This window comes from Limosilactobacillus mucosae (assembly GCF_013423865.1).
GTDB classification, from domain to species: domain Bacteria; phylum Bacillota; class Bacilli; order Lactobacillales; family Lactobacillaceae; genus Limosilactobacillus; species Limosilactobacillus mucosae.
On record NZ_CP058954.1, the window covers coordinates 1,695,233 to 1,721,698 of the forward strand.

Consider the following 26,466-nt stretch of genomic DNA (forward strand, 5'->3'; position numbering starts at 1 on the left):
TCATTGAGGTGTCATTCATCAGACGTGAAAAAGCCGATAACAACGGTCATTCTTCTTTTCTATGACACCTCTGTCACCTCTTTACTAATAAGTATATAAAGAGAAAAAAGTAAAAAAATAGTATAGGGAAGGATAGGTAAACGGCTGACAGGGGTGTCATAAACACCGCTAAATCCTTGATGTGATAATCACTACTGGCAGTCGCCCTAATGTCACCTCCCTAACTTGGAGAAAAGTATGCGTGAAAACAAAATTGAAGCTTCCTTTGTGAAAGCCTGTAAAAAACGGGGCGGACTATGCTTGAAGTTTGTCTCACCTTCAATGGCCGGTGTTCCTGACCGGCTTGTCCTTTTACCCGGTGGTCACTTGGCCTTTGTTGAGATGAAAGCACCCGGCAAGCATCCCCGCCCTTTACAAATCAACCGAATCAACCAACTCCAGCAACTAGGTTTTCTAGTCTATTGCTGTGACAACTTAAATCAAATTGGAGGAATCCTGGATGAAATACAATCCTCATGAATATCAGCAATATGCGACTAACTTTATCATTGACCACCCTGTTGCGGCGATTTTACTTGATATGGGTCTAGGTAAGAGCGTGATTACCCTGACCGCCATCAACGAACTCATCTATAATCTTTTTGAGGTTAATCGAGTTTTAGTCGTAGCCCCGTTGCGGGTGGCTAAAAATACTTGGCCTACTGAAATTAAGAAATGGGACCACTTAAAACAGCTTACCTATTCAGTAATAACGGGAACTAAGCAACAACGTCTAGCTGCTCTTCAAAAAGACGTTAATATCCACATCATTAATCGTGAAAACTTAAAATGGTTAGTTGAAGATTCCGGCTTCCCATTTTGCTACGACATGATTGTCATTGATGAGCTATCCAGTTTTAAATCCCATCAGTCCCAACGGTTTAAATGTCTCAAGAAAGTTCGGCCACGGGTAAACCGGATCGTTGGTTTAACTGGAACCCCCTCATCAAATGGCTTGATGGACCTCTGGGCTGAATTCCGGGTTCTTGATATGGGGCAACGTTTAGGGCGCTACATCAGTCAATATCGCACTACCTACTTTGACCCCGACAAACGTAACCAGCATATGATTTTTACCTACAAACCTAAACTTGGAGCAGAACAACAAATCTACCAACAAATTAGTGATATCACCATCTCCATGAAGTCCAAAGATTACCTGAAGTTGCCACCACTCACGTTAAACACCGTCAAAGTTCAACTTTCTGATAAAGAAGCTGTCGTCTACAATACTATGCGCGCACAGTTAGTCGTTTCTACCCAAGGTAAACAAATCGATGCTTTAAATGCAGCTTCCCTTTCTAATAAGCTTTCGCAAATGGCTAACGGAGTTGTTTATGACAGTGATAAGAATCAAGTTGTAATTCATGAACGAAAACTTGATGCGCTGGAAGATTTAATTGAGGCTGCTAACGGTAAACCAGTATTGATTGCTTATTGGTTCAAACATGATTTGGAAAAAATCAAGCAGCGCTTTGAAGTACGAGAAATTAAAACCAACCAAGACATTGCCGACTGGAACCAAGGAAAGATTACGGTCGGTGTAATTCATCCCGTAGCGGCTGGGCATGGCTTAAACTTACAAGCTGGTGGCTCTACGCTAATCTGGTATGGCTTAACTTGGAGTCTTGAGCTTTACCAACAAACCAACGCTCGGCTCTGGCGCCAAGGACAAACTAATCCGGTCGTCATCCACCACATCATCACCCAAGGCACGATTGATGAAGATATCCTTGCTGCCTTGAAGCGCAAAGATAAAACGCAAACGGCTTTAATCAATGCCGTCAAAGCTAACTTAAAAGGAGTGGTCAACCAATGACTAATATCATGTGGAACTATCTCGACAAGCGTGAAGCTACTGTCGCCGCGCTCAAAGACTATAATGACATGCAGTTCATCATCAATGACTATCAAAACCAAGTTCATAAAATTAAAGAAAAGATGCTCCACCTACAATCTCCAAAACTTGGTGGCATCCCTAGTGGAAGTGGTAATGACAATGCAACTGAGACCCGCCTAATCTCTGGTATCACTAAACTAGATAAGGTCAACGAACGCTACCAAGTTGCTCGCGACTACTTTGATTGGTTTGAACCGGCTTGGCAGCAGCTCACTGACGAGGAACGCTTTGTTCTAGATTCCTGTTACCGCATCCCCAACCAGTCACTCAACCACGGCCTTACCGTCTTAATGGACAAGTACTTCATTGCTAAGACCACTGCCTACAACAAGAAGAACAAAGCTCTGGAACATTTGACCCTCCTACTCTATGGTAGCCACCATTAAGAAGGTAAAAACGTGAACACACTTATTAATTCCCAGTGCTATACTGATAGTGTAGAGTAGTAAAACAAATTGAATTTCCTAACTAAGCCTGGTGGTTTCTAACCGCTGGGCTTTTGTTATGGACTCAGAAAGGAGAACCACCATGCCCTACTCACCCAAGAAACCCTGTCGCTATCCCGGATGTTGCAAGTTAACCCATCAAACTTACTGCGAAGAACATGCAAAGTTGGTTGCAAGAAACTACGACAAGTACCAACGCCCAGCTCGTACCAAGAAAAGCTATGGTCGCGCTTGGCAACGGGCACGCAACCATTACATCCAACTCCATCCCTTTTGTGAAATGTGCCTGCGGTCAGGACGCTACACCCAAGCGACTGAAGTCCACCATGTCTTGCCTATCTCCCAAGGTGGCACCCACGCTCAAGACAACCTGATGTCACTTTGCAAGCCATGCCACTCTAGGATCACAGCTGAAATGGACGACCGCTGGCACCACCGACCCCAAACCTATCATTACTGACGGGAGGGGCGGTCTAAATCACTTTTGGCAAGCGCCAAGGGAACGGGGGTGGGCCTTCGCGTACAAAAAATCGAATTCAAACAGGGTATTACCCCCTACCCCGACAGCTAGCATATATGTAATAAGGAGATGATTTTTAACCGTGGCTAAGGACGGAACTAATCGTGGTGGCGCGCGGGTTGGTGCCGGTCGAAAACCTAAAGCCTTAGCCGATAAATTAGCGGAAGGCAAAACTGGTAAGGTCCTCGACTTGCCTACCCCAACTCCTATTGAGGGACGAGAAATGCCACCAGTCAAGGATTATTTAAAAGCAAAACAAAAAAATGGCAGAGACCTGGAGGCCGCAGAGATTTTTGAAGACACCTGGAAGTGGTTGATGGAACGGGGCTGTGAAAATCTCGTTAATACCCAGTTAATCGAACAATATGCCATGAGCGTTAGTCGGTGGATTCAATGCGAGGAATGCATTTCAGAATACGGTTTTCTCGCTCGTCACCCGACAACTGGGAATGCGATTGCTTCACCTTACGTCTCAATGAGCCGGGACTATATGAAGCAATCAAGCCAACTTTGGTTTCAAATCTTTCAGGTTGTTAAAGAAAACAATGCGACAACTTATCAAGGTAACACGCCCCAAGATGATGTGATGGAACGCCTCTTGCGCTCCCGGAAAGGAATGAACTAATGGAATTTGCAAAAAAGAAACTCACGGATTTAATTCCTGCCACATATAATCCTCGGAAGGATTTAAAACCCGGTGACCCTGAATACGAAAAACTAAAACGTTCGCTTGATGAATTTGGTTACGTTGAGCCGATTATTTGGAATAAGCGAACCGGTAATGTTGTCGGCGGCCATCAACGTTTAAAGGTGCTTAAAGCAGACGGTATCAAGGAAGTCGACTGCGTGGTAATTGACTTTGATGAAGAAAAGGAAAAAGCCCTTAATGTTGCCCTTAATAAAATCAGTGGTGATTGGGATAATAAAAAATTAGGGCTCTTAATCACTGACCTGCAAGCTGCCGACTTTGATGTGTCACTAACCGGTTTTGATGAAAATGAAATTACCGACTTACTCGGAACTGATGAGGAAGCCAAAGACGATGACTTTGACATCGACAGTGAATTAGAAAAGCCGACCTTCTGTAAAACAGGCGATCTTTGGCACCTAGGTAAGCACACCTTACTATGCGGTGATTCAACTAAACCTGAATCTTACCAAAAACTGCTCGGTAATCATAAAGTTAACCTGGTCTTAACTGACCCACCCTATAATGTTAACTATCAGGGCAATGCCGGTAAGATTAAAAACGACCACCAAGATGATAATCACTTTTACCAATTTCTTCTAGATTCATTTCGTTGTATGTATGATTCAATGGCCGATGATGCCAGCATCTATGTTTTCCATGCCGATACAGAAGGCTTAAACTTCCGGAAAGCATTTCAAGATGCTGGTTTTTATTTATCCGGCTGTTGCATTTGGAAAAAGCAATCACTAGTTTTAGGCCGCTCACCTTACCAATGGCAACACGAGCCTATTCTTTATGGCTGGAAAAAGTCAGGTAAACATGAGTGGTACACCGGCCGTAAGGAATCAACGATTTGGGAGTTTGACCGGCCCAAGCAAAATGCTGATCACCCAACCATGAAGCCAGTTCCACTCTTGGCCTATCCAATTACCAATTCAACCATGAGTAATTGTACTGTGCTCGATCCGTTTGGTGGTTCAGGATCCACCTTGATTGCTTGCGAACAAACCGACCGGATTTGCTACATGATTGAACTTGACCCAAAATTCTGCGATGTGATTGTTAAGCGGTATTTGGAACAAGCCGGTACTTCTGATGGTGTAACCGTTGAACGTGGCGGCCAAACTATCCCTTATTCTCAACTCAATCTTTCTGATGAAGAAAGTGCGAAATAACTTGCTATTACAGGGCTTTAGAGTGATGTATGTAGTAACCAAAGAACAGGAGGAAATTTAAAATGTTACTACAATACAATGTTCAAGGTAATGGCCGTAAAGCCCTAGTTAGAGAAATTGAAGCATTCACTGGTTTGACCGCTGAATATGAAGGCACCCCAACTTTTGCCTATCAAATTGGCCCATATCGGGTGACTCGCAACGGCGAACTAATTTGTGGCTACTCGGTTCCCGAGGACTTAATTACTGCCCTTAAAAATGCGGGCTTTGAACAAACCACAGCTGAAAGTGACCTGGTTATTTCTTACCCGGTTAATAAATTTACTGAACTAGCCCTGCTCAACCTTCAACGCTTGGTCAGAGCCAAGGCAACCTTGATTAAACACGCACTTGGAGTTAACGACCTGCCGATTGAAATCACCGATGAAACAATTAGCTTCCCTTGGTTTGGCAAGGTCACCCCGGAAGAAGCTAAAGCCTACGCTCATTTCCTTGATAAACTGGTAAAACTGTCAATGAAGTTGCAAAGAGTGACTTCCCGGCCCCGCGAATACAGCAATGAAAGATACTCCTTCCGCGGGTTCTTATTAAAACTCGGCTTTATCGGTAAGGAATACAAAACGGACCGACGTATTCTTTTGAAGAATCTCTCCGGGAATGCCTCCTTCCTCCATGATCCTAAGAAGAACAATGATAAAGACACAGAAGCCTAAATATTAAGGGAGGTAATCAAATGGACCGCATCAAAAGAGAACTAGCATTACGCGACCAACTCAGAAATGAAATTGATAAAATTCGCAACACCGGCGAAGTTAATATGTTTGATGTTCCAAACGTTAAACGCCTGGCCTACTACTACAACTGCCACTACCTGGTGTGCTTCTTAGAAGAAAGACGTGCCGACTACATTAACTTCATCTTAACCGGCAACTTCGAATAATAACCAAAGGCACTGACCTATTTAGGGACTGGTGCCTTTTTACGTAGAAAGGATGTGATTATCATTTGCGCAAGTTAGAAAACTACCAACCCACCAAATATATGGATAAAGACTCCACTTATAACAAAGATGCTGCCGATTTTGCCGTGTCCTTTATCGAATGTCTCTGTCATACCAAAGGAACTTGGGCGGGCAAGCCCTTTGAACTAATTGATTGGCAAGAAAAAATTATCCGTGACATCTTTGGCACCTTAAAACCTAATGGCTATCGGCAGTTTAACACCGCCTATATTGAAATTCCTAAGAAACAAGGTAAGTCGGAATTGGCCGCAGCCGTTTCTCTTTTACTTTGTTGCGCTGACGGAGAAGAACGGGCCGAAGTTTATGGTTGTGCGGCCGACCGGCAACAAGCCGCGATTGTCTTTGATGTGGCAGCTGACATGGTCCGAATGAACCCAGCCTTGAAGAAACGGGTTAAAATCTTAGCTTCCCAAAAGCGGATTATCTATCAGCCAACCAATAGTTTCTATCAGGTCCTTTCTGCCGATGCCTATTCCAAGCATGGCTTTAACGTTTCAGGCGTGATTTTTGATGAGCTGCATACCCAGCCTAACCGTAAACTCTATGACGTGATGACAAAAGGATCAGGAGACGCCCGCACGCAACCCCTCTACTTTTTAATCACAACCGCCGGAACGGATACCCACTCGATCTGTTATGAAGTCCACCAAAAGGCCCTCGATATTATGAACGGTCGCAAGCATGATCCGACTTTTTATCCTGTTATTTACGGCTCCAAAGAAAGTGATGATTGGACCGACCCTAGTGTTTGGAAGAAAGCCAATCCTTCACTTGGGATTACTGTTTCAATCGATAAGGTCAAGGCGGCTTTCAATTCCGCTAAGGAAAACCCCGCTGAAGAAAATACCTTTCGCCAGCTCCGACTTAATCAGTGGGTTAAGCAATCAGTCCGGTGGATGCCAATGGACAAATGGGATGCCTGTGCTTTTCCTGTTGATGAACAAGCGCTTGAAGGCAGAGTTTGTTACGGCGGTTTAGACCTTTCTTCTTCAACTGATATTACTGCCTTTGTTTTAGTCTTTCCGCCTGAAGATGAGTCAGAAGGCTACACTATTCTCCCTCACTTTTGGATTCCGGAAGATAATGTTAACCTACGTGTCCGGCGCGACCATGTTCCCTACGATATTTGGAAGCAGCAAGGTTATCTTGAAACAACCGAGGGTAACGTCATTCACTACGGCTATATTGAACAATTCATAAATAATCTTGGCAAAAAATACAATATCCAAGAAATCGCCTTTGACCGCTGGGGGGCCGTGCAAATGGTCCAAAACCTAGAAGGGATGGGCTTTACAGTTGTCCCATTCGGCCAGGGATTTAAAGATATGTCGCCAACCACTAAAGAATTGATGAAGTTGACCTTAGAAAAGAAAATTGCCCACGGTGGCCACCCTGTTTTGCGCTGGATGATGGATAACATCTACATCCGCACCGACCCGGCGGGCAACATTAAACCCGATAAAGCTAAATCAACTGAAAAGATTGATGGCGTGGTAGCAACCATTATGGCGCTTGACCGGGCCATTCGCAATGAAGGCGAAACGGAAGACTCAATTTATGATGAAAGAGGGTTATTATTCCTATGAGTATCTTTAACAAACTATTCAACAAAAATAAGGCTTCACCAGCTAACTCCCTATCCAGTACTTGGTCGTTTTTGTTTGGCGGTACCTTGTCCGGGCAAAATGTCACCGAACGAACCGCCATGCAAAATACTACCGTTTATGCCTGCGTCAGGGTGTTAGCAGAAAGTTTGGCCCAACTGCCCCTTCATGTTTATCGCTATGGGGATGAAGGTAGCAAGCAAAGGGATTTAAAGCATCCCCTCTATTTCTTATTGCATGACTCCCCTAATCCAGAAATGACCAGTTTTGTTTTTCGTGAAACACTAATGAGCCATTTGCTTTTATGGGGCAATGCCTATGCCCAAATCATCCGCAACGGACGCGGTGAGATTACTGGTCTCTACCCGTTGATGCCTAACAAAATGGACGTCAACCGGGCACAAAATGGTGAACTGTATTATACCTACACAAAGGACTTTGATGAATATGGTGCTAAAAACCAAGCCAAACAAATCATTCTCCTAAAAGATGAAGTTTTGCATATCTCGGGACTAGGCTTTGACGGTTTGATTGGCTATAGCCCAATTGCCATGGCTAAAAACGCAATTGGCTTATCAATGGCCGCCGAACAATATGGAGAAACTTTCTTTAAAAACGATGCCACCCCAAGCGGAATCTTGCAGCATCCAAATGTGGTCAAGGATCCGGAACGATTACGTAAAAGTTGGAATGCCCAATTTCAAGGAAGCAACCAGCATAACATTGCTGTCCTTGAAGAAGGCATGACCTTCCAGCAACTGTCGATTCCGCCTGATCAAGCCCAATTCTTGGACACCCGGAAGTTTCAAATTGATGAAATTGCCCGTATTTTTCGAATCCCACCCCACCTAATCGGAGACTTAGACCGGTCTACCTTTTCAAACATTGAACAGCAATCGCTAGAATTTGTTGAATACACCTTAAATCCTTGGTGCGTCCGTTGGGAACAAGCCATGAATCAACAACTACTCTCACCTAAAGAACAAGGTAAGGTCTTCGTCAAATTCAACGTTGACGGGCTTTTACGAGGCGATTATGAAAGTCGCATGAACGGTTATGCGATTGGGCGCCAAAACGGCTGGCTTTCTGCCAACGATATCCGAGAGCTTGAAGATTTGAATAAAATTCCTAGCGAACAAGGCGGTGACATGTACTTAGTTAACGGGAACATGCTGCCCTTGGATAAAGCAGGTAGTTTCTATAACAAGGAAAATGAAAGTGAGGAAACAAATCAATGAAATATTTTTGGAACTGGAGTGGTCCGACTAACCAACGGGTATTAACCATTAATGGTACAATTGCCCAAGAAAGCTGGTTAGACGATGAAATCACCCCACAACTCTTTCAAGATGAACTCAACGAAAGTGAAGGTCCAATTGAACTATGGATCAATTCGCCCGGCGGTGACTGCATTGCTGCTAGTCAAATTTACACCATGCTGATGAACTATGAAGATGATGTGAACGTTAAGATTGATGGCGTTGCGGCTTCGGCAGCTTCGGTAATTGCGATGGCTGGAACAACGGTCTCAATGGCTCCAACTGCGATGTTGATGATTCATAATCCCCTTACGCTAGCCAAAGGAGAAGCTGGAGATATGCAAAAAGCAATCCAACTGCTCAATGAAACTAAAGAAAGCATCATCAATGCCTATGAACTTAAAACTGGTCTGCCACGTGAAAAAATCTCGGCAATGATGGATGATCAAACTTGGATGAACGTCAACAAGGCAATTCAATTAGGATTTGCCGATGAAATGCTCGGTAATCCCGATGAACCACCAACTAATTGTTACACCTACTCAGACCACCAAGCTGATCTAGTTTTACTCAATAAGCTTAAACCCAAAACAAAATCGAATTTCTCTGTAAAGTCGCTGCAAAGGCGGCTTTCTTTATTAGGACACTAAATTTCAGGAGGACAAACCTATGAACAAAATTATCGAATTACAAGAAAAGCGGGCTAAAGTTTGGAAACAAGCAAAGGACTTTCTGGATGAAAAGCAGGCTAAGTCAGATATTTTGTCAGCTGAAGATAATGCCCAATACGAACGAATGGAAAAAGAAGTGGTTGATCTTGGTAAAGAAATCGATCGCCTTACCAAGCAAGCAGCCATCGACAACGAACTCAATCAACCTACCACTAACGCCATTGTTAATACCCCAACTATTGGAAAAGTACCAAATACTAAAGACCAATACAACCAATCATTCTGGAACATGATGCGAGGAAATGTCTCCGCCAATGTCATGAATGCTTTAAAAGAAGGTTCAGATGCAGACGGCGGTTACTTAGTTCCTGATGAATTTGAAAAGCAACTCGTTCAAAAACTCCACCAAGAAAATGTCCTCCGCTCTATTTCCCACGTTATCCAAACTTCTAGTGGTGACCACAAGATTCCAGTTGTTGCTAGTGAAGGAACTGCTGCTTGGTTAGATGAAGAAGCAGCCTACACCGAAAGTAATGCTACTTTCAGCCAAGTAACCCTTGGTGCACACAAGCTGGGAACTTTAATCAAAGTTTCTGAAGAATTACTGAACGACTCAGCTTTTGATTTAACTAACTACATTTCTTCTGAGTTTGCCCGTCGTTTGGGCGATGCCGAAGAAGAGGCCTTCCTCACAGGTAATGGTACAGGACGCCCAACTGGGGTCCTTAACGATACTAACGGTGCCAAAGATGGTATTACTACTGCTTCAGCAACGGCAATTACCTTTGATGAGTTAATCGACCTTTACTACTCACTTAAAGAACCTTACCGCAAAAATGCCGCTTTCTTGATGAACGATGACACAGTTAAGGCCATTCGCAAGTTAAAGGACAAGAACGATCAATATATCTGGCAACCTTCTGTCCAAGCCGGAGCACCAGATATGATTCTGAATTGTCCAGTTTACACAAGCCAATATATGCCTAACTTGACCACTGGGAACAAAGCCGTCCTATTTGGTGACTTTTCCTACTATTGGATTGCTGATCGCCAAGGACGGACCTTCAAACGACTAAACGAATTGTACGCCGTAAATGGCCAAGTCGGCTTTTTAGGTTCCCAACGTGTCGATGCCAAGACCATTCTTCCAGAAGCCTTAACAACTTTGAAGATGGGCGCTGGTAAGTAGGAGTGAGTAAATGGAAAATGAAGCAAATACCAAAACACCCACCTTAACCGAAGTTAAAACTTATCTCCGGGTTGATGGCTCTACCGAGGATGATCTAATTAACCATTTCATTTCAGCAGCAGTTTCCACAATTGAAAACATCCTGCGACATCCAATTAGTGACTACGATGCGGTCCCCGATGATATTCACACCGCTATTTTATACACCGTGGCTTACCTATATGAATACCGGGAAACTGCCGATTTTGATGCCATGATCAAATTTTTGCGGGCAATCTTAACACCTTATCGGAAGGAGGCTTTTTGATGGAAAAAGCTGGTGAAGATAATTCAAAACTTGTAAATATTGGTGAGATGCGCGACCGCATCCGACTCTATAACAAAGTTACTTACGGACGTAATCCTAATACCTACCAACCAATGACTAAGACTGTTTTGTTAGCAGAAGTCTGGGCCTATGTATCAAACCTTCACGGGACAGAATACTACACCGCTGCTATGGTTAAAGTTGAAAGAGAAGTCTCCATGACCTTCCGCTATATCGAAGGTGTTAAAGAATCAACCGAAATTTGGTTTAACGGTCACTGGTACAATATCAAGTTCATAGATGATGTGAAGTACCGGCACCGCTATCTCCAATGCAAGGTAGCAATGGAAACTTCGACCACTCCACCAGACGATTTAAAAAAGAAGTGACAGTATGATCAAAACAAAAATTATTAGTATGTATTGGGCAGTCCTGGGTGGCTTTATTGGCTGGTTTCTCGGAGGGTTGGACGACTTATTGTATGCCCTTCTCACCTTTGTAATTGCCGATTATACAACGGGAATTCTATGTGCGATTAGTGAGCGTAAACTTTCCAGTGAAGTGGGCCTGCGTGGCGTAAATCGGAAAGTCCTTATTTTCATTTTAGTTGGCCTCGCAAATATCATCGATATGCACTTGCTCAAGCATGGCACCCCACTGCGAACTGCCACTATCTGTTTCTACATCTCCAACGAAGGGATTTCCCTTTTAGAAAATGCTGGCCGCTTAGGACTCCCCTTCCCAAAACAACTCAAAGATGTCTTAGAACAACTCCAAAACAATAAGGACAAAAAGGATTGATGAAAATGGGAATTTATAAAGGAATTGATATCTCACTTTGGCAAAAAAACATTGATTTTAATGCCGTTAAAGCAAGTGGGATTGACTTCGTGATTATTAATGCCGGCTATGGCCATTCGATTTCTCAAAAGGATCCCTACTTTGAACAAAACTACAGCCGGGCCAAAGCTGCAGGTCTCAAGGTTGGGGCCTATTGGTACTCATATGCGGACTCCGCTAACGACGCAAAATTAGAAGCCGATACCTGCTTAACTACCATTGCCGGAAAACAATTTGATTACCCGATTTACTTTGACCTTGAAGAAAAGAGCCAATTTAAGCGAGGGTCTGCCTTTTGTTCCGGGTTAGTTAGGGCTTTTTGCTCAGAGATTGAAAGCCATGGCTACTATGCCGGGCTCTATATTTCACGATCACCGTTGCAAAACTATATCTCACCTGATGTTGCTAGTCGTTATGCTCTATGGATTGCCGAATATAATCCCCGCCTCAACTACAGCGGAAACTACGGGATTTGGCAATACTCTTCTAATGGTTCAATCGCCGGGATTAGTGGTAACGTTGATCTAGATTACTCTTACATCGACTATCCGACAATCATTAAGCAAAAGGGCCTAAATGGCTACGGTACTACTCCCACCTTAAAACCAACGGATGAAATAGTTGATGAAGTTTTAGCTGGTAAATGGGGTAATGGTACCGATCGTAAGAACCGTCTCTCTGCGGCTGGATACAGCTATTCTTCTATTCAAGCATCCGTTAATCAAAGGCTAAATCAAAAATCAATTGACACCTTAGCCCGTGAAGTAATTCAAGGCAAATGGGGCAACGACCCCCAACGTAGTCAAAAATTGCGTGCGGCTGGCTACGATCCAACTGCGGTTCAAAGACGCGTCAATCAACTGCTATAAATATAAGGTCCATGGGCTCATTTGCCTGTGGACCTTATTTTTTTGTCAAAACCAATGTATTTTTTGCCTCTAACTGTCCTAACAGTGAGGAGGTAAAACTATGACCCTTACTAACCAACAAATTCAAAATGAACTACTTTTTCAAAAGTCACAGGAAATCACCAAAGAACTATTAGAAAAAGGACTAATCACATCTGAAATTGCCCAACGAATCGAACAAGAAAATCGGCAAACTTTCCCGCCATTACTGGGTTCATTACTGCCTTAATTCGTTGATGTGTCTAAAACTCAGAGCTAACATGCATGACTGATGAAAGGAGGAAAAAAACAATGGAAACTACAAAAATCATGCAAAATTTCATTCCCAGCCGAGAGCTAAAACGGGTTGCTGCTTATTGCCGGGTTTCGACCGGTTCCGACGAGCAGTTAAAAAGTCTTAAAGCCCAACGTGAACACTATCAACATTACATTAGCAACCACCCCGGCTGGGAACTTGCAGGAATCTACTACGATGAAGGTATTTCCGGAACTAAGAAGAATAAACGGCCAGAGTTGCTTCACCTGTTAAGGGACTGTGCCGCCCACCAAATTGATCTAGTTATTACTAAGTCAATTAGCCGACTTGCTCGCAATGCTGCCGATTGTTTGGATATTGTCCGTCAGCTAAAGGACCTCAATATCCCCATTATCTTTGAACGGGAAAATCTGAACACCAGCAATATGGACGATGAATTTATCTTAACCGTCCTTAGTAGCATGGCGGAAAGTGAATCAAAATCAATTGCCGCTAACAACCGCTGGTCAATTCAAACTCGGATGGCCAATGGCTATTTTAAGGTTTCGACCCCTCCCTATGGCTATGACCGAAACTTTGAAATTATCCCGGACCAAGCCAAAGTAGTTAGAAAAATCTTTGTCGACTTTTTAAATGGTCAAAGTAGCCTAACAATCGCTAAAAACTTGACCGTTCCGGCACCATCCGTTGGTAAATGGAGCGATAGCACAATTCGAACTATGCTTCGTAATGAGTCTTATACCGGCAACCTGCGCTTGCAAAAGACTTATACCGACGATGCTTTCAACCGGCACATCAACTACGATGAAGAGACCATGACCTGGTATCAAGACCACCATGAACCTATTATTAGCCTTGATGAATTTGAACGAACCCAGGCTTTACTGATACAAAGAGCTAAGCAACGTAATACAAAATCCCGCAGCAAAAAGTACCGACAAAATTATCTTTTATCCGGTAAACTTAACTGCCAGTGCGGTGGTGCATTTAAGCGCCAAAAGAAGGCTAAGCGAATAACTTGGTCTTGCCAAATTCATATCAAGGACAAGAAGTCTTGCCCAGTTAAGCCGGTTGATGAACGCCAAATTGAAGTCGCCTTTGTGACCATGATAAATAAGCTTATCTTCAGTAGAACAAAACTTTTACAGCCTTATCTTCAAGCACTGCGAAACCAGCCAGCAAACCGGAAGTATAAGCGGATTAAAGAATTGGAATCAGCTATTTTAAGCAATACTGAAAAGCGTGATACCTTGATGACGATGCTATCTCAAGACTTGATCGAGCCCAAAGAAATGATGACCAAGACGACCAAACTAATCGACCAGTCCAATCAATATCGGCAAGAGCTGAGTAAACTCCGTTCTACAATTGGTAAAAATGACGGTCTGATTATTGCCACCCGTGAACTCCTAAATTACGTAGATAACCACCCAGTTCAGACTAAGTTTAATCCACAATTATTTAAAGAAACTGTGGAAAAAGTCACGATTGAAGATGATTCACACCTAGTTTTCCACATGTTCTGTGGATTAAATCTACCAGAAAGGATTTGAAGCCAATGAGTACCGTTACTTTTGGCTACCACATCAAAGATGGCACGATTGAAATTGACCCAGTTAATGGCCCCCGCGTTCAAAGTATTTTTAGGGACTATCTGAATGGTGACTCCCTGACGGATGTTGCCTTAAAAAATGGTTTTAAATTCCACGGTGCCATCAAACGGATCCTAATCAATCAAACCTACCTTGGGGATAAGTACTATCCGCTGTTGATAACACCGGAAATTTTTAACCGCGTCCAAGCTGAACTTCATCAACGAGCTCTAAACTTAGGACGTACAAACTTACCAACACAGCAAGTGAAGTTTTATCCCCAAACTAAGTTCAAAATGAACCGATCACATCACCGGTACAATATTCCCGCTAAACAAGCCGAATACTTGTACCAGCTAATCGAAAGTGAGGAATCTTAAATGCCCAACAAAAAAATGAAAATCATTCCGGCCCGCCGCCATATCGGGAGCAAGCCGTTTCCCTTCGAAGAAGATATACCCAAATTAAGGGTAGCTGCCTATTGCCGGGTAAGTACCGAATACGAAGAACAAAACTCTAGTTACCAAACCCAAGTTAGCCACTACACCAACTACATCCTAAACCATGACGGTTGGGATCTAGTCAAGGTTTATGCCGATGATGGGATTTCTGGGACTAACACTAAAAAGCGGGAACAATTCAACCAAATGATTGAAGACTGCATGGCCGGTAAAATTGACCTTATCATTACCAAGTCAATTAGCCGTTTTGCCCGGAATACTCTCGATTGTCTCCACTACATCCGGCAACTAAAAGAAAAGAATATCGCCGTCTACTTTGAAAAAGAAAACATCAAAACCACTGACGCCAAGGGTGAAGTTCTTTTAACAATTATGGCTTCCCTAGCCCAGCAAGAAAGCCAATCTTTATCACAAAACGTTAAGCTTGGCCTGCAATATCGCTACCAACAAGGAAAAGTCATGGTTAACCATAATTGGTTCCTTGGCTACACCAAAGATGAGGACGGCCATCTAATTGTTGACCCCGAACAGGCCAAAATAGTGAAACGCATCTACTACGAATATTTGGAAGGCTATTCTTGCAAACAAATTGCGCGGCGTCTAACTGATGATGGCATCCCCAATGGCGCCGGCAATACTAAATGGGGCGATTCCAACATCGCTTCAATTCTCAAAAATGAAAAGTATATCGGCGATGCTCTTTTACAGAAGTCATACACTATCGACTTTTTAACCAAAAAGCGGATTCGCAACCAAGGGATTATGCCCCAGTACTACATCAAAGATGACCATGAGGCAATCATTCCTAAAGAGCTCTTCCGCCGGGTGCAAGAAGAAAGAAAACGCCGTCGGGCAGGAATCAAGGTTCCCTGTGGTAAAACGAGGCACTACAATAACCGCACCTGCTTTTCCCTAAAAGTATTCTGCGGCCGCTGTGGAGATATTTATCACCGTGTTGCCTACAACTACTCTGATGAGCATGGGCAAGTTGTAAAATGGCTTTGTATGACTGGCCATGACCATGATCTTGTGACTTGCCATGGACGCGCTATCTCTGAACGACAATTAAAAGAAGTTTGCCTAAAAGCCTTTAATAAAATTATTGAACCTAACAAAGCCTTCCGGGCCAAGCTTCAAAATAATATCCGTCATGCGATTAGCCAATTAAATGAAGAACAAGCAACCAAATTAGACCGTGAACTGGACCGCCTACAAATTCTTTTAATCAACCAAACACCCCACTCCAAGGACTATGACAAAATTGCGGGTGAGTTCAACAAGGTTCAGCAACAACGCGATGAACTTCAATTAACCCTTGACCGGCAAAATGAAGTCGTTCAGAAAAATGTTAACCTACAAAATTTTATTGATACCAATAGTAAGCAACTCAATGAATTCGATGAACACCTTGTCCGGCAACTAATCAAAAAAATCACCATTCAGGAAACCTACTGCGAAGTAGAATTCCAAAATGGCGATTCAATAAAAATTAACCTGTAAATAAATTCTAACACAATGCCCTGGTAATAGCTTAGCTATTATCAGGGTTTTATTCGTTGTCCGTGAAAAAGCTCTTCAGCTTGTAAGTTGTCACGGGCTCTACATAGTAATGGTACTTAGCCACTAAGTCACAAATCTTGTCCCCATTGATAAGCGTAATTATCCGCGTACCTGCTTTAGCGGTTTTCATGGCTTCACGGGTAAAGTCGGAAGTTGTGATGAAGATCCCGTATTCGGCATTATACTTATCCATTGCCCCACGGAACTTGTCAATTTCTGGCGCTGAAACTTTACCATCCCAACGCTTGGCTTGCAAGGCTACCCGGGTTGTCCGAAAGTCATCTGAAGTGATGTAACCAAAGCCATCTAATCCACCGTCACCTACATAACGGACACCGATATTGTCGTCAAGATCAACGCCCATGTGAAGCAGCAAGCCACGACTAAACATTTCAAACTTCTGTGGTGACATCTTGGCTAAGGCCGCTAATAATTCAGCTTTCCAGGGTTCTTCTTCAGTCTCAGTCTCTTCCTCTACGTCAGAGTCATCGGCTGAGTTTTCGGATAGCACTGCCCGCACGTCACGGATCGGATCAAAATCTTCAAGCTTAACCGTCCGCCCCTTTTCTGATAATTCGAGATTGCGGTTATCTTCTGTGTCAATGAAATCGGCATCAATCAAGTGTTTAACCGCAAAGTTAAAACGATAATCAAACGGACGGTATGTGGCGCCTGTTTTCTTTGATTTTTTGACTTTATCGACCTGCTCCTCTGAAATTGCTTCTGAGTGGTCGCGAATCTCACGTTTAACTTCCTTGCGCGTTACCCGACCGCCAAGTGCCTGCATCGCTTTTAGCACTTCAATCATAATCAGGTTTTCAAATTTTTCCATTCTGTTTATGGCCATTCCCAATTACCCCTGCCTAAAAGTTGCACTCTAACTTTTTAACTGTCATAGTTTTGGATTTCGTCCACTCAATTTATTAGAAATCACTCACTATCCTCGTTTGAACACTATTCCCCTATCCCGCACCGGTCAAAGGATAGCGCAATCCGAGGCCAGCGGGCCAGCCAACCCTTCAGCAAATTTTAATCGTTTTGTGTGCGTTCTAGGACGGTTACGGACTCAACATGCGGGGTCTGAGGGAACTGATCAACTGGCTGGATTGGCTTGACGACATGATAGCCGACAGAGGCAAAACGCTGCAGATCGCGGACCAAAGTGGCTGGATTGCAGCTGACATAGATAATCTTAGCTGGCGCCATCTTGCCGGCAGCATCGATCAAGGATTCGTCAAGACCTTTACGTGGTGGGTCAACGATCAAGACATCGGGCTTCAAGCCTTCTTTTTGCCATTTCGCCATCTGTTCTTCGGCCTTACCCACTACAAATTCGGCATTATCGATCTGGTTGGCCTTGGCATTTTGCTTGGCATCTTCAATCGCGGCTGGAACGATTTCAACTCCGTAGACCTTTTTGGCATGCTTGGCCACCGCCAAAGAAATAGTGCCAATGCCACAATAGGCGTCAATCACAGTCTGCGTACCATCCAGTCCAGCTGCTTCAATTGCCATTTGATAAAGCTTTTCGGTCTGTTGCGGATTAACTTGGTAAAACGACAGCGGCGAAATCGTAAAGTCAATGCCCAGGAGCTGGTCATGAATCGTATCGCTGCCCCAAAGCGTATGATTCTCCAATCCTAAGAGCTTGTTCGTCCGCTTGGTGTTAACATTTTGCACGATGCTCTTGACCTCTGGCACCCCGCTGACGATCCCGGCTGCGATTTCTTCGGCATGCGGCAGCTGTTTGGTATTGGTAACCAGCACCACCATGATCTCATGACTGTAGTAGCCGCGCCGGACCATGACCGTTCGAATGCAGCCGCGGCCAGTTCTTTCATCATAGGCACGAATGTTGTATTTCCGCAGCAGATCACGGACGACCAGAATCGCCTGATCGATTTTCGGATCTTGAATATAGAAATCCTCAATCGGTACCAGATCATGGCTGCCCCGCTTATAAAACCCGGTCTGCAGCTGGCCCCGCATATACTTGACCGGTACCTGCGCCTTGTTGCGGTAGTGATATGGCTGGTCCATCCCCATTGTTGGCGCCACCTTCAATTCATCCAAGTGAGCCTTTTTGAGCAGTTCTTCAATCTGATGCTGCTTAAATTTCAGCTGCGCCGGATAGCTGAGAATTCCCAAGGGAGCGATGCCGGTTTTCAAATAACGGGCATCATTGATCTCAACGCGGTCCGGACTTTTGGTCAACAGCCGCTGCAGCTCTCCCCAGGCAAATTTAGCCGTCACTTTGGTAATCTTGATTTCGGCCTGTTCGCCGGGCAAGACGTACGGCACGAAAACCGGATAATTATCAACCTTGACGACGCCATTGCCTTCATAGGTCAGATCAGCTACCGTTGCCGTCAAGACCTCGCCTTTATGAACCGGTACAGTGATTTTTGCCATGTTTTTCTCCTTTAGCAAACACAGGGACTGCTGACAAGATTGCCCGCAGCCCCTGTTTGGTTTCAATTATTTTTGAGATGCTTCATCATCGTGAATATTGTCGACTTCACGTACAAAGTCATCTTCCACGCGCTTCATATCCGGTGACACGGTAATTGCATCATCCGGAATCTCATCAAGGTTGGCAACTACTTCCAAGTGCTGCTTGAGGTTGCGGAAATGCATCGGCGCGTCGCCACCATACTCGCCATCCAGATTGATCATCACGCGATCTTCTGAATTGACGGGCGTTATGTCGATCTCGCTGGCCTTGGCGTAAATAATGCCAGGATCGCCAATATGCTTACCTTGCAGTGCCTTGGCCATCAAGCGCATCATGCCGATCAGACTGCTCTCCTTGACAATGATCATCGTGAACTTGCCATCATCAAGCGCGGCGTCCGGTACGATCTGTTCAAAGCCGCCGACGGAATTGGTCAGCGCGATCAGAATCGTGGAGACCTGGCCACGGTATTCTTGACCATCGTACTTGATATCCATTTCAACCGGCTTAATTCTTGGCAGCAGTTCAGCTCCTTTAGCCAGATATGCCAAATAGCCAAACAGCGACTTCATCTGTGAAGGCACCTCATAGGTCAGTTCCGTCAAGGTCCCCCCAGCCGCGATGTTCATAAAGTAGTTGTCGCCAGCTTGACCAATATCGATCTTGAACTTTTTGTTTTTGCGCAAGATCAGCTTGGCCGCAGCGATCGGATCATCACGCGGAATCCGCAGGGCACGCGCATAGTCGTTGGTCGTCCCCGCCGGAATAATCGCCAGGGCAGGACGATGCTCAAGTCCGGCAATTCCGTTGACGACCTCGCTTAACGTCCCATCGCCGCCTGCAGCTACGATCAGGTCAAAGCCTTCCTTAGCCGCGCGCGTTGCTTCGTTCTTAGCCGAATTAGGCGCCGGCGTCGTGGCAAACGCACTGGTTTCATAGCCAGCCTGTTCATAGACCGCTAAAATGTCAACCAGGTCGTTGCGCATGGCTTCACGCCCCGACGTCGGGTTATAGATAATTCGTGCTCGTTTTCGCATAGTTTCCTCCGCCATCAAATCAGTTTACTTTTCGTTCAAGGCCTTCATCAAAAGCTTGTTGACCACGCCTGGGTTAGCCTTACCGCGCGTCTGCTTCATAATCTGACCAACTAAGAAGCCGACAGCCCGATCCTTACCATTCTTGTAATCTTCAATCGACTGTTGGTTGTTGGCCAAGACTTCATCAACGATTGGCTGCAGCTTGGCTGGGTCGGAAAGCTGTACCAGACCATTCTTTTCCGCGTAGGCAGCTGGTTCTTGACCATCCAGAATTCCTTTAAAGACTTTCTTGGCCATCTTAGAAGAAATCGTGCCGTCATCGATCAGCTTGATCATCCCTGCCAGGTTGGCCGGCGTCAGCTTGGTATCCTGCAGATCAACCTGCTTGTCGTTTAAGTAGCTGTTGACGTCGTTCATCAGATAGTTGGCAGCTTTCTTTGGATCAGCTCCCAAGGCAATCGTAGCCTCAAAGAAGTCAGACATTTCCTTGGTCTGCGTTAATACCATGGCGTCGTATTCGCTCAAGCCCAGATCGTTGGTGTAGCGAGCGCGCCGTTCACCAGGCATTTCTGGCATGGCATCTTCAATTTCTTGGATCCATTCATCGCTGACTTCCAGAGGTGGAATATCAGGTTCTGGGAAGTAACGATAGTCGTCGCTTCCTTCCTTGGTCCGCATTGAGATCGTTTCGCCGGTTGCCTCATCAAAGCGCCGCGTTTCCTGGGCAATCGTGCCACCAGCCATGATGACCTTTTCATGCCGCTGCTGTTCAAAGTTCAGCGCCTTCTTGACGAAATTGAAACTGTTGATGTTCTTCATTTCCGTCTTGGTACCATACTTGTCGGAGCCGATTGGACGAATCGAGATGTTGGTGTCGACCCGCATCGAACCTTCTTCCATCTTAACGTCAGAGATCCCAGTAAACTGAATCCGCTGCCGCAAAGCTTCCAAGTAGGCCACCGCTTCTTCTGGCGAGGCAATGTCTGGCTTGGAGACGATTTCGATCAAAGGCGTGCCCTGCCGGTTCAAGTCCACGTAAGAGTAGTTGCTCGTGTGGGTGTTCTTGCCGGCATCTTCTTCAATGTGCATTTCCTTGATCCCGATTTTTTTCTTCTTGCCATTAACCTCAATTTCAATCCAGCCATCATGTGCGATTGGCGTTTCGGATTGGGTTACCTGGTAGGCCTTAGGGTTGTCAGGATAGAAGTAGTTCTTCCGGTCAAAGTGCATGTGCTTTGAGATTTGAGCGTGCAGTGCCAGACCAGCCATAATCCCATCCCGCACGACGCCTTTGTTCAACGTTGGCAGCGTACCTGGGTAGGCCCAGTCGATAACGTTGGTGTTGGCGTTGGGCTCGTCACCAAATTCTACTGGCGTTGGACTGTAGATTTTAGAGTGGGTCTTCAATTCCACGTGGACTTCAAGCCCAATGGTCGTTTCAAAGTTCATCTTAGTCTTGACCCCCTAACTTTGGCATTTGTTTGTGGAAGTCGGTCGTCTGTTCAAAGACATAACCGGCATTGTAGATCGTTTGTTCATCAAAGGCCTTGCCGATAATGTGCAGACCAACTGGCAGACCATTGTCAAAACCGGCTGGCAGAGACATTGCCGGCAGCCCAGCCATGTTAACGGGAACGGTCAGAATATCGTTCATGTACATCGTCTTTGGATCAGCAATCTCAGAACCAATCTCAAAGGCTGGGTTAGCGCCGGTTGGTCCCATGATCAGATCATGGTCCTTCAAAACGTTGGCAAAGTCTTGCGCAATCAGCGTCCGAATCTTAGCAGCCTTGTTGAAGTAGGCATCGTAGAAACCAGCGGAAAGCGAGAACGTCCCCAGCATGATCCGACGCTTGACTTCATCACCAAAGCCCTGCGTCCGTGACTTGACGTAGACTTCTTCCAGCGTTTTGGCATCTGGAGCTCGGAAACCATAGCGAATTCCGTCATAACGCTGCAGGTTGGATGAAGCTTCTGATGAGGCCAGGATGTAGTAGGCTGGCACGCCGTATTTGGTATGCGGCATCGAAACATCCGTATCAATGATGGCACCCAGTTCTTCAAAGTGCTTTAAGGCGTTATTGATTACCGCACGCACGCCTGGCTGAATTCCTTCGTCCAGATATTCTTTTGGCACGGCAATTCTAAGCCCCTTAACATTCGTGTTTTCGTTCAGGCTGGCAGCCCAGTTTGGCACTTGACGATCTGAAGAAGTCATATCGTGATCGTCTTGTCCACTGATGATTTCCGTCAGCAGCGCGTTGTTCTTAACGCTGTTGGTGATCCAGCCAATCTGGTCAAAGCTGGAGCCAAATGCAATTGCCCCCCAGCGTGAGACCCGACCATAAGTTGGCTTCAAGCCGACCACGTTATTATATGATGATGGCATTCGAATTGAGCCACCCGTATCAGTCCCCAAAGCACCAATGACATCACCCGCCGCAACGGCAGCCGCCGAACCACCTGAAGAACCACCAGGAACCCGCGTCAGATCCCAAGGGTTGTGGGTCGTAAAGAAGGCCGAGTTTTCCGTTGAGCCACCCATGGCAAACTCATCCAGGTTGGTCTTACCAACATTAATGAAGTCTTGGGCATTCAGCTTTTCAATTACCGTGGCATCATAGATTGGCGTAAAGTTTTCCAGCATCTTGGAGGCCGCTGTCGTCTTTAAGCCCTTGGTTACGATGTTGTCCTTGACTGCCAGTGGCACCCCAGCCAGCAGCTTGTCCGCCGCGATTCCTTCATTGTCGATTGCTTCGGCACGCTTTAAAGCTTCATCTTCATTCAGCGTGATAAAGGCCTTGACGTCATCATCAGTTTCCTTGATCCGGTCAAAGGCTGCCTTGGTCAGTTCCTTGGCGCTGATTTTTTTGGTCTGCAGGTCTTCATGCAGCTGAGTCAAGTCGGTTTCATTGAACTTCATTATTCGCCGTCCTCACTTTCATCATCCATGATTGCTGGCACCTTAATCAAGCCGCCTTCCGTGTCGGGAGCATTTTTAAGCAGGGCTTCTCGCTCGTTGCTCTTGACTGCAACGTCTTCACGCATAACGTTGACGCGATCCGTTGGCGAATACATTGGTTCTACGCCATCAGTATTCTGCGCCTGCAGTTCTTCAAACATATCGATGATGCTGCCCAGTTGTGGGGTGAACTTAGCAAGCTCGGCATCATTGAATTCTAGTTTGGCCAATTCGGCAACGTGCTTAACCTGCTGCTGATCGATCTGACTAGCCATTCTTTCTCCTCTTTTCCTTAAGTTAGGTATTGCATACGTTCATCTATTTTATCACACAAAGCCCGCTGTTTTTAGCAAAAACGCCACCGCAAGCGCGATGACGTTTAAATTTTATTAATATGAGCTGAAGACGTGGGTTCGGAAAGTATTTGAACCAGAATCACGGTAGACGACCGCCTGCATTTCGGAAGACGATTGAATCTTGATATCGATTGGAATTCCGTTTGGCAGATACTTCTTGGCCGCGCGTGCAATATATTGCGTAAAGCTCTGCACTTCAGACTGGCTGTAGAACTGCGTCGTAACCGTAATATGCATCCCCGAAAGCGTGCCATTCTGATATTGGGCCTGAGCCGTCACGCCGCTAAGGTTCGGGAAGAAGCTTTGAATCTGACTCTTGAAGTTGGAGAAGCTCGTGTTGTCAGTCTCATTGTCGCTGTTGGTTGAAGTAGCGTCACTGGCTTTTGGCAGCACCTTGGTTGAGTAGTTCAATTTCTTCCAGCTCTTGATGGTATTGCCGTTGTTCTTGCTATAGGCAAAGAAGCTGCCCCCCACCAGGCTGTCATTTGGCGCCTGCTTGTACAATGCAATAACGATCGGCACGTTTTTAAGCGCGGACTTTTTGCGCAGCCGCGTTAAGATCTTTTGAGCAGCAATCTTACCCTGCTTTTGAATTTCAGCATCCGAAAGTTTCTTTTGGTAGGTAGGACCGTCCGTCGTCTTTTGGTAGTAGTAGACCGAGTTGATCCCAATCCCAATGGTAATCCCCTTTAAGGTCAGCGAATTGCCGTTTTGCTGCATGAAGTCTTGTTCTTCAATCTGCTGAACGTATTCTGGGTTCGGATCGCTCTTTTTACCCTGGGCGGCGTTTAAACCGGTTGGATTGCTCTTGGTTTTGCGTCCCAGCCAGTTTTCAATCGTATCCGTACTCAGATACTGGCCTTCTTGGAAAATATAGCTCTTAGTCGAAAAGACCTTTTTGGAAACTTCCGTCAAGCCGGTTTCAAAACTCTTTAGGTTGTAGCTGTTGTCATTTTGGTTGATATTGACACCACGCGCCTTGCTGACCTTGTAATGGCCATTTTGAATGACGCCTTGATACTGACCACTGGCAGTCCCCGTCGTCGTAAGCTTGCTGGATGACGAAGAGGTTTTCTTTCCAATGCTGCATGAGGCCAAAAGTACCGTGCTCATCAACACGACTACCGTCAGCGTCAGCTTTTTTAGCTTCTGTAGTTTCACGTTAATCCTCCTTCATCGCTTGAGCAAATCGGCTCTCATTCCAGACCTCGACTCCCAGATCCTGGGCCTTGGTAAGCTTGGAGCCAGCCTTTTCTCCAGCGATGACCAAATCTGTTTTTTTCGACACGCTGCCGGTTACGCTGGCACCGCGTTCTTCCAACCATTGCTTTGCTTGATCGCGCGTCATTTCATTGAGCTTGCCCGTCAAGACCACGCGCTTGCCCTGCCATTCTTTGGCCGCCGCGCTGTCTTGAGCGATCGGCGCTGGTCCATGGTATTCCAGATTGACCCCGGCCGCCTGCAGCTCTTGAATCAATTCCTGCACCTGCTCGTTGGCAAAATAGTTTTTCAGACTGTCGGCAATCGTTGGCCCAATCGTGTTGATCTCGGCAATCGATTCCTCATCGGCTGCTATTATTGCTGCCAGAGAGCCAAAATGCTGGGCTAAGATGCGAGCCGCCTTGGCACCGACATGACGAATGCCCAAGCCAAACAATAGACGCTCAACAGAATTATTGCGACTGTTGGCAATCGATGTCAATAGGTTATTAGCCGATTTGGGTCCAAATTTATCTAATGTTAATAATTGGTCATAGGTTAAACGATACAGATCGGCAACATCATGAACCAAATGACGATCCCAGAGCTGCTCAATTACTCTTGGTCCCAGATGGTCGATGTTCATGGCATTGCGTGAAGCAAAATGAACCAGACCTTCTTTTACCTGTGCCGGACACATTGGATTGATGCAACGCAGCGCTACCTCATCATCCAGGTGAACCAGTTTGGATTGACAGACCGGACAAAGCGTTGGAATCTCATATGGCTGACTGTCAACCGGACGCTTATTTAAGATAACACGTGAGATCTCAGGAATGATATCACCGGCCTTATGCAATAGAACCGTATCACCCAGGCGAATGTCCTTGTCTTTTAGATAGTCGGGATTATGCAGAGAAGCCCGGCTAACCGTCGTCCCAGCCAGCTGAACCGGATCCATCACTGCAGTCGGCGTGACGTTGCCCGTTCGACCAACCGTCCACTCAATATCTCTGACTACGGTAGCCTGCTCTTCAGGTGGGAACTTATAGGCAATCTCCCAGCGCGGTACTTTAACCGTCGCGCCCAGTGCCTCTTCAACGGCGAGATCGTTGACTTTTTCGACAATCCCGTCAATTCCATATGGCAGATCATCGCGCTTGGCCGTGTACTCATCGATATAGGCCTTGATTTCTGCTTCATTATGCACGACACGATTGAATTCATTGACGTGAAATCCTAATTGCCGCATCTTATCCAAAGCCTGGGCCTGAGTCTTGACGCCCAGTTTTTCATATTCGGGAATGTAGTACATGAAAGTATCTAGTTCTCGTTTGGCGGTAACTTTGGCATCCAGCTGCCGCAGACTGCCAGCCGCTGCGTTTCTTGGGTTGGCAAACGTTGGCAGTCCATTGGCTTCGCGTTCCTCGTTTAATTTAGCAAACGCGGCTTTGGGCATGAAGCACTCACCACGAAATTCCAGTGACAAGGGCTCGGCAAGCTTTTGCGGAATCGATTTGATGGTTTTGACGTTTTCGGTGACGTCCTCGCCAATCATCCCGTTACCCCGTGTTGAACCCTGCACGAGACGACCATTTTCATAAACCAGTGACAAAGAAAGGCCGTCAATCTTCAGTTCCAGATTATATTCTGTCGTCCCGGTAAAATTAGGGTTATCCTGCTGGCGAGCATTAAAGTCCATTAATTCGGCGACGGAAAAGACATCCCCCATCGAAAGCATTGGAATGGCATGTTCGACTTTGGTCAAGACGGTTTCCGCCGCACCCCCGACTTTTTGCGTTGGCGAATCAGGCGTGATCAGTTCAGGGAAACGATTCTCAATGTCAACCAGCCGCTGATAATTACGGTCATAAACATAGTCCTCAACGGTAGGCGCATCCTGTTCATAATATTCCTTGCCCCACTGCAGCAGCTGGGCTTTCAACGGACCGATTTCTGCCGTGGCTTCTTTGAGCGTCAAGTCATTGACTGATTTTTGTTCTGTCATTGCAGACCT

General features: G+C 45.5%; 28 protein-coding genes. 20 read left to right on the forward strand and 8 right to left on the reverse strand.

Annotated features, from left to right (window positions below; translation table 11 throughout):
* Window positions 1-237 precede the first annotated feature (237 nt).
* The 20 genes from H0G69_RS08385 to H0G69_RS08480 all read left to right on the forward strand — a co-directional run bounded on the left by H0G69_RS08385 (window position 238) and on the right by H0G69_RS08480 (window position 16,379).
* Complete coding sequence (locus H0G69_RS08385; RefSeq protein WP_066024061.1) at window positions 238-519, forward strand: VRR-NUC domain-containing protein; 282 nt, start codon at window positions 238-240, stop codon at window positions 517-519.
* Window positions 500-1,858: an SNF2-related protein gene (locus H0G69_RS08390; protein WP_180304690.1), complete on the forward strand. Its 1,359-nt coding sequence runs from the start codon at window positions 500-502 to the stop codon at window positions 1,856-1,858. Before H0G69_RS08385 ends, H0G69_RS08390 begins: the two co-directional genes overlap by 20 nt.
* The gene (locus H0G69_RS08395) at window positions 1,855-2,325 is read left to right on the forward strand and encodes a restriction endonuclease (protein ID WP_180304691.1); all 471 of its coding nucleotides are present in this window, start codon (window positions 1,855-1,857) and stop codon (window positions 2,323-2,325) included. The genes H0G69_RS08390 and H0G69_RS08395 overlap by 4 nt, the downstream gene beginning before the upstream one ends.
* Before the next feature lie 340 nt (window positions 2,326-2,665).
* Complete coding sequence (locus H0G69_RS11200; protein WP_478219583.1) at window positions 2,666-2,845, forward strand: HNH endonuclease; 180 nt, start codon at window positions 2,666-2,668, stop codon at window positions 2,843-2,845.
* A 142-nt stretch (window positions 2,846-2,987) separates the two neighbouring features.
* The gene (locus H0G69_RS08405) at window positions 2,988-3,530 is read left to right on the forward strand and encodes a P27 family phage terminase small subunit (RefSeq protein WP_180304693.1); all 543 of its coding nucleotides are present in this window, start codon (window positions 2,988-2,990) and stop codon (window positions 3,528-3,530) included.
* Window positions 3,530-4,771 (forward strand): site-specific DNA-methyltransferase, encoded by a 1,242-nt coding sequence (locus tag H0G69_RS08410; protein ID WP_180304694.1) that lies wholly within the window; start codon window positions 3,530-3,532, stop codon window positions 4,769-4,771. Before H0G69_RS08405 ends, H0G69_RS08410 begins: the two co-directional genes overlap by 1 nt.
* 62 nt (window positions 4,772-4,833) lie before the next feature.
* Window positions 4,834-5,484, forward strand: coding sequence for a hypothetical protein (locus H0G69_RS08415; RefSeq protein ID WP_066024066.1), 651 nt, complete (start codon window positions 4,834-4,836; stop codon window positions 5,482-5,484).
* Between the two features lie 20 nt (window positions 5,485-5,504).
* Window positions 5,505-5,711, forward strand: a complete 207-nt coding sequence (locus tag H0G69_RS08420; RefSeq protein WP_066024067.1) for a DUF5049 domain-containing protein — start codon at window positions 5,505-5,507, stop codon at window positions 5,709-5,711.
* Between the two features lie 101 nt (window positions 5,712-5,812).
* Window positions 5,813-7,378 carry a terminase large subunit gene (locus tag H0G69_RS08425; RefSeq protein ID WP_083213904.1) on the forward strand — a complete coding sequence of 522 codons (1,566 nt, stop codon included), beginning with the start codon at window positions 5,813-5,815 and terminating at the stop codon, window positions 7,376-7,378.
* On the forward strand, window positions 7,375-8,634 hold the full coding sequence (locus H0G69_RS08430) for a phage portal protein (RefSeq protein ID WP_180304695.1): 1,260 nt from the start codon (window positions 7,375-7,377) through the stop codon (window positions 8,632-8,634). The genes H0G69_RS08425 and H0G69_RS08430 overlap by 4 nt, the downstream gene beginning before the upstream one ends.
* Window positions 8,631-9,305 carry a head maturation protease, ClpP-related gene (locus tag H0G69_RS08435; RefSeq protein ID WP_180304696.1) on the forward strand — a complete coding sequence of 225 codons (675 nt, stop codon included), beginning with the start codon at window positions 8,631-8,633 and terminating at the stop codon, window positions 9,303-9,305. Before H0G69_RS08430 ends, H0G69_RS08435 begins: the two co-directional genes overlap by 4 nt.
* Window positions 9,306-9,324: 19 nt before the next feature.
* Window positions 9,325-10,515 (forward strand): phage major capsid protein, encoded by a 1,191-nt coding sequence (locus tag H0G69_RS08440; RefSeq protein ID WP_180304697.1) that lies wholly within the window; start codon window positions 9,325-9,327, stop codon window positions 10,513-10,515.
* 10 nt (window positions 10,516-10,525) lie between these two features.
* Window positions 10,526-10,822, forward strand: coding sequence for a head-tail connector protein (locus H0G69_RS08445; protein WP_180304698.1), 297 nt, complete (start codon window positions 10,526-10,528; stop codon window positions 10,820-10,822).
* Entirely contained in the window at window positions 10,822-11,211 is a 390-nt protein-coding gene (locus H0G69_RS08450; protein ID WP_180304699.1) for a phage head closure protein, read from the forward strand. Before H0G69_RS08445 ends, H0G69_RS08450 begins: the two co-directional genes overlap by 1 nt.
* Before the next feature lie 4 nt (window positions 11,212-11,215).
* Entirely contained in the window at window positions 11,216-11,623 is a 408-nt protein-coding gene (locus H0G69_RS08455; protein WP_180304700.1) for a phage holin family protein, read from the forward strand.
* A gap of 5 nt (window positions 11,624-11,628) precedes the next feature.
* Window positions 11,629-12,531: a GH25 family lysozyme gene (locus H0G69_RS08460; protein ID WP_180304701.1), complete on the forward strand. Its 903-nt coding sequence runs from the start codon at window positions 11,629-11,631 to the stop codon at window positions 12,529-12,531.
* Between the two features lie 100 nt (window positions 12,532-12,631).
* Window positions 12,632-12,799, forward strand: a complete 168-nt coding sequence (locus tag H0G69_RS08465; protein WP_180304702.1) for an SHOCT domain-containing protein — start codon at window positions 12,632-12,634, stop codon at window positions 12,797-12,799.
* 62 nt (window positions 12,800-12,861) lie between these two features.
* A complete protein-coding gene (locus tag H0G69_RS08470; protein ID WP_180304703.1) occupies window positions 12,862-14,379 on the forward strand; it encodes a recombinase family protein in 1,518 nt (505 codons plus the stop codon).
* A 5-nt stretch (window positions 14,380-14,384) separates the two neighbouring features.
* Window positions 14,385-14,798 (forward strand): serine integrase family protein, encoded by a 414-nt coding sequence (locus H0G69_RS08475; protein WP_180304704.1) that lies wholly within the window; start codon window positions 14,385-14,387, stop codon window positions 14,796-14,798.
* Entirely contained in the window at window positions 14,799-16,379 is a 1,581-nt protein-coding gene (locus H0G69_RS08480; protein ID WP_180304705.1) for a recombinase family protein, read from the forward strand.
* Window positions 16,380-16,428: 49 nt separating this feature from the next.
* On the opposite strand, the gene H0G69_RS08485 is transcribed toward H0G69_RS08480, so the two are convergent.
* The 8 genes from H0G69_RS08485 to ligA all read right to left on the reverse strand — a co-directional run bounded on the left by H0G69_RS08485 (window position 16,429) and on the right by ligA (window position 26,457).
* On the reverse strand, window positions 16,429-17,286 hold the full coding sequence (locus H0G69_RS08485; protein ID WP_100184016.1) for a restriction endonuclease: 858 nt from the start codon (window positions 17,284-17,286) through the stop codon (window positions 16,429-16,431).
* 182 nt (window positions 17,287-17,468) lie between these two features.
* On the reverse strand, window positions 17,469-18,851 hold the full coding sequence (rlmD, locus tag H0G69_RS08490) for a 23S rRNA (uracil(1939)-C(5))-methyltransferase RlmD (RefSeq protein ID WP_180304706.1): 1,383 nt from the start codon (window positions 18,849-18,851) through the stop codon (window positions 17,469-17,471).
* Between the two features lie 66 nt (window positions 18,852-18,917).
* The gene (locus H0G69_RS08495) at window positions 18,918-19,931 is read right to left on the reverse strand and encodes a diacylglycerol kinase (RefSeq protein ID WP_180304707.1); all 1,014 of its coding nucleotides are present in this window, start codon (window positions 19,929-19,931) and stop codon (window positions 18,918-18,920) included.
* Window positions 19,932-19,955: 24 nt separating this feature from the next.
* Window positions 19,956-21,380: an Asp-tRNA(Asn)/Glu-tRNA(Gln) amidotransferase subunit GatB gene (gene gatB / locus H0G69_RS08500; RefSeq protein ID WP_056967646.1), complete on the reverse strand. Its 1,425-nt coding sequence runs from the start codon at window positions 21,378-21,380 to the stop codon at window positions 19,956-19,958.
* A gap of 1 nt (window position 21,381) precedes the next feature.
* A complete protein-coding gene (gene gatA, locus H0G69_RS08505) occupies window positions 21,382-22,854 on the reverse strand; it encodes an Asp-tRNA(Asn)/Glu-tRNA(Gln) amidotransferase subunit GatA (protein ID WP_128512834.1) in 1,473 nt (490 codons plus the stop codon).
* The gene (gatC, locus tag H0G69_RS08510; protein WP_006500583.1) at window positions 22,854-23,168 is read right to left on the reverse strand and encodes an Asp-tRNA(Asn)/Glu-tRNA(Gln) amidotransferase subunit GatC; all 315 of its coding nucleotides are present in this window, start codon (window positions 23,166-23,168) and stop codon (window positions 22,854-22,856) included. The genes gatA and gatC overlap by 1 nt, the downstream gene beginning before the upstream one ends.
* 114 nt (window positions 23,169-23,282) lie before the next feature.
* Window positions 23,283-24,362 (reverse strand): CamS family sex pheromone protein, encoded by a 1,080-nt coding sequence (locus tag H0G69_RS08515; RefSeq protein WP_052133594.1) that lies wholly within the window; start codon window positions 24,360-24,362, stop codon window positions 23,283-23,285.
* 49 nt (window positions 24,363-24,411) lie between these two features.
* On the reverse strand, window positions 24,412-26,457 hold the full coding sequence (gene ligA / locus H0G69_RS08520; RefSeq protein ID WP_006500585.1) for an NAD-dependent DNA ligase LigA: 2,046 nt from the start codon (window positions 26,455-26,457) through the stop codon (window positions 24,412-24,414).
* Window positions 26,458-26,466: the final 9 nt, after the last annotated feature.

Excerpts from the sequence above, each read along its gene's own strand:
- H0G69_RS08385 (WP_066024061.1), top strand. The coding sequence starts at position 238 with ATGCGTGAAAACAAAATTGAAGCTTCCTTTGTGAAAGCCTGTAAAAAA.
- H0G69_RS08390 (WP_180304690.1), top strand. The coding sequence starts at position 500 with ATGAAATACAATCCTCATGAATATCAGCAATATGCGACTAACTTTATC.
- H0G69_RS08395 (WP_180304691.1), top strand. The coding sequence starts at position 1,855 with ATGACTAATATCATGTGGAACTATCTCGACAAGCGTGAAGCTACTGTC.
- H0G69_RS11200 (WP_478219583.1), top strand. The coding sequence starts at position 2,666 with ATGTGCCTGCGGTCAGGACGCTACACCCAAGCGACTGAAGTCCACCAT.
- H0G69_RS08410 (WP_180304694.1), top strand. The coding sequence starts at position 3,530 with ATGGAATTTGCAAAAAAGAAACTCACGGATTTAATTCCTGCCACATAT.
- H0G69_RS08415 (WP_066024066.1), top strand. The coding sequence starts at position 4,834 with ATGTTACTACAATACAATGTTCAAGGTAATGGCCGTAAAGCCCTAGTT.
- H0G69_RS08420 (WP_066024067.1), top strand. The coding sequence starts at position 5,505 with ATGGACCGCATCAAAAGAGAACTAGCATTACGCGACCAACTCAGAAAT.
- H0G69_RS08425 (WP_083213904.1), top strand. The coding sequence starts at position 5,813 with ATGGATAAAGACTCCACTTATAACAAAGATGCTGCCGATTTTGCCGTG.
- H0G69_RS08430 (WP_180304695.1), top strand. The coding sequence starts at position 7,375 with ATGAGTATCTTTAACAAACTATTCAACAAAAATAAGGCTTCACCAGCT.
- H0G69_RS08435 (WP_180304696.1), top strand. The coding sequence starts at position 8,631 with ATGAAATATTTTTGGAACTGGAGTGGTCCGACTAACCAACGGGTATTA.
- H0G69_RS08440 (WP_180304697.1), top strand. The coding sequence starts at position 9,325 with ATGAACAAAATTATCGAATTACAAGAAAAGCGGGCTAAAGTTTGGAAA.
- H0G69_RS08445 (WP_180304698.1), top strand. The coding sequence starts at position 10,526 with ATGGAAAATGAAGCAAATACCAAAACACCCACCTTAACCGAAGTTAAA.
- H0G69_RS08450 (WP_180304699.1), top strand. The coding sequence starts at position 10,822 with ATGGAAAAAGCTGGTGAAGATAATTCAAAACTTGTAAATATTGGTGAG.
- H0G69_RS08455 (WP_180304700.1), top strand. The coding sequence starts at position 11,216 with ATGATCAAAACAAAAATTATTAGTATGTATTGGGCAGTCCTGGGTGGC.
- H0G69_RS08460 (WP_180304701.1), top strand. The coding sequence starts at position 11,629 with ATGGGAATTTATAAAGGAATTGATATCTCACTTTGGCAAAAAAACATT.
- H0G69_RS08465 (WP_180304702.1), top strand. The coding sequence starts at position 12,632 with ATGACCCTTACTAACCAACAAATTCAAAATGAACTACTTTTTCAAAAG.
- H0G69_RS08470 (WP_180304703.1), top strand. The coding sequence starts at position 12,862 with ATGGAAACTACAAAAATCATGCAAAATTTCATTCCCAGCCGAGAGCTA.
- H0G69_RS08475 (WP_180304704.1), top strand. The coding sequence starts at position 14,385 with ATGAGTACCGTTACTTTTGGCTACCACATCAAAGATGGCACGATTGAA.
- H0G69_RS08480 (WP_180304705.1), top strand. The coding sequence starts at position 14,799 with ATGCCCAACAAAAAAATGAAAATCATTCCGGCCCGCCGCCATATCGGG.
- H0G69_RS08485 (WP_100184016.1), bottom strand. The coding sequence starts at position 17,286 with ATGGCCATAAACAGAATGGAAAAATTTGAAAACCTGATTATGATTGAA.
- rlmD (WP_180304706.1), bottom strand. The coding sequence starts at position 18,851 with ATGGCAAAAATCACTGTACCGGTTCATAAAGGCGAGGTCTTGACGGCA.
- H0G69_RS08495 (WP_180304707.1), bottom strand. The coding sequence starts at position 19,931 with ATGCGAAAACGAGCACGAATTATCTATAACCCGACGTCGGGGCGTGAA.
- gatB (WP_056967646.1), bottom strand. The coding sequence starts at position 21,380 with ATGAACTTTGAAACGACCATTGGGCTTGAAGTCCACGTGGAATTGAAG.
- gatA (WP_128512834.1), bottom strand. The coding sequence starts at position 22,854 with ATGAAGTTCAATGAAACCGACTTGACTCAGCTGCATGAAGACCTGCAG.
- gatC (WP_006500583.1), bottom strand. The coding sequence starts at position 23,168 with ATGGCTAGTCAGATCGATCAGCAGCAGGTTAAGCACGTTGCCGAATTG.
- H0G69_RS08515 (WP_052133594.1), bottom strand. The coding sequence starts at position 24,362 with ATGAGCACGGTACTTTTGGCCTCATGCAGCATTGGAAAGAAAACCTCT.
- ligA (WP_006500585.1), bottom strand. The coding sequence starts at position 26,457 with ATGACAGAACAAAAATCAGTCAATGACTTGACGCTCAAAGAAGCCACG.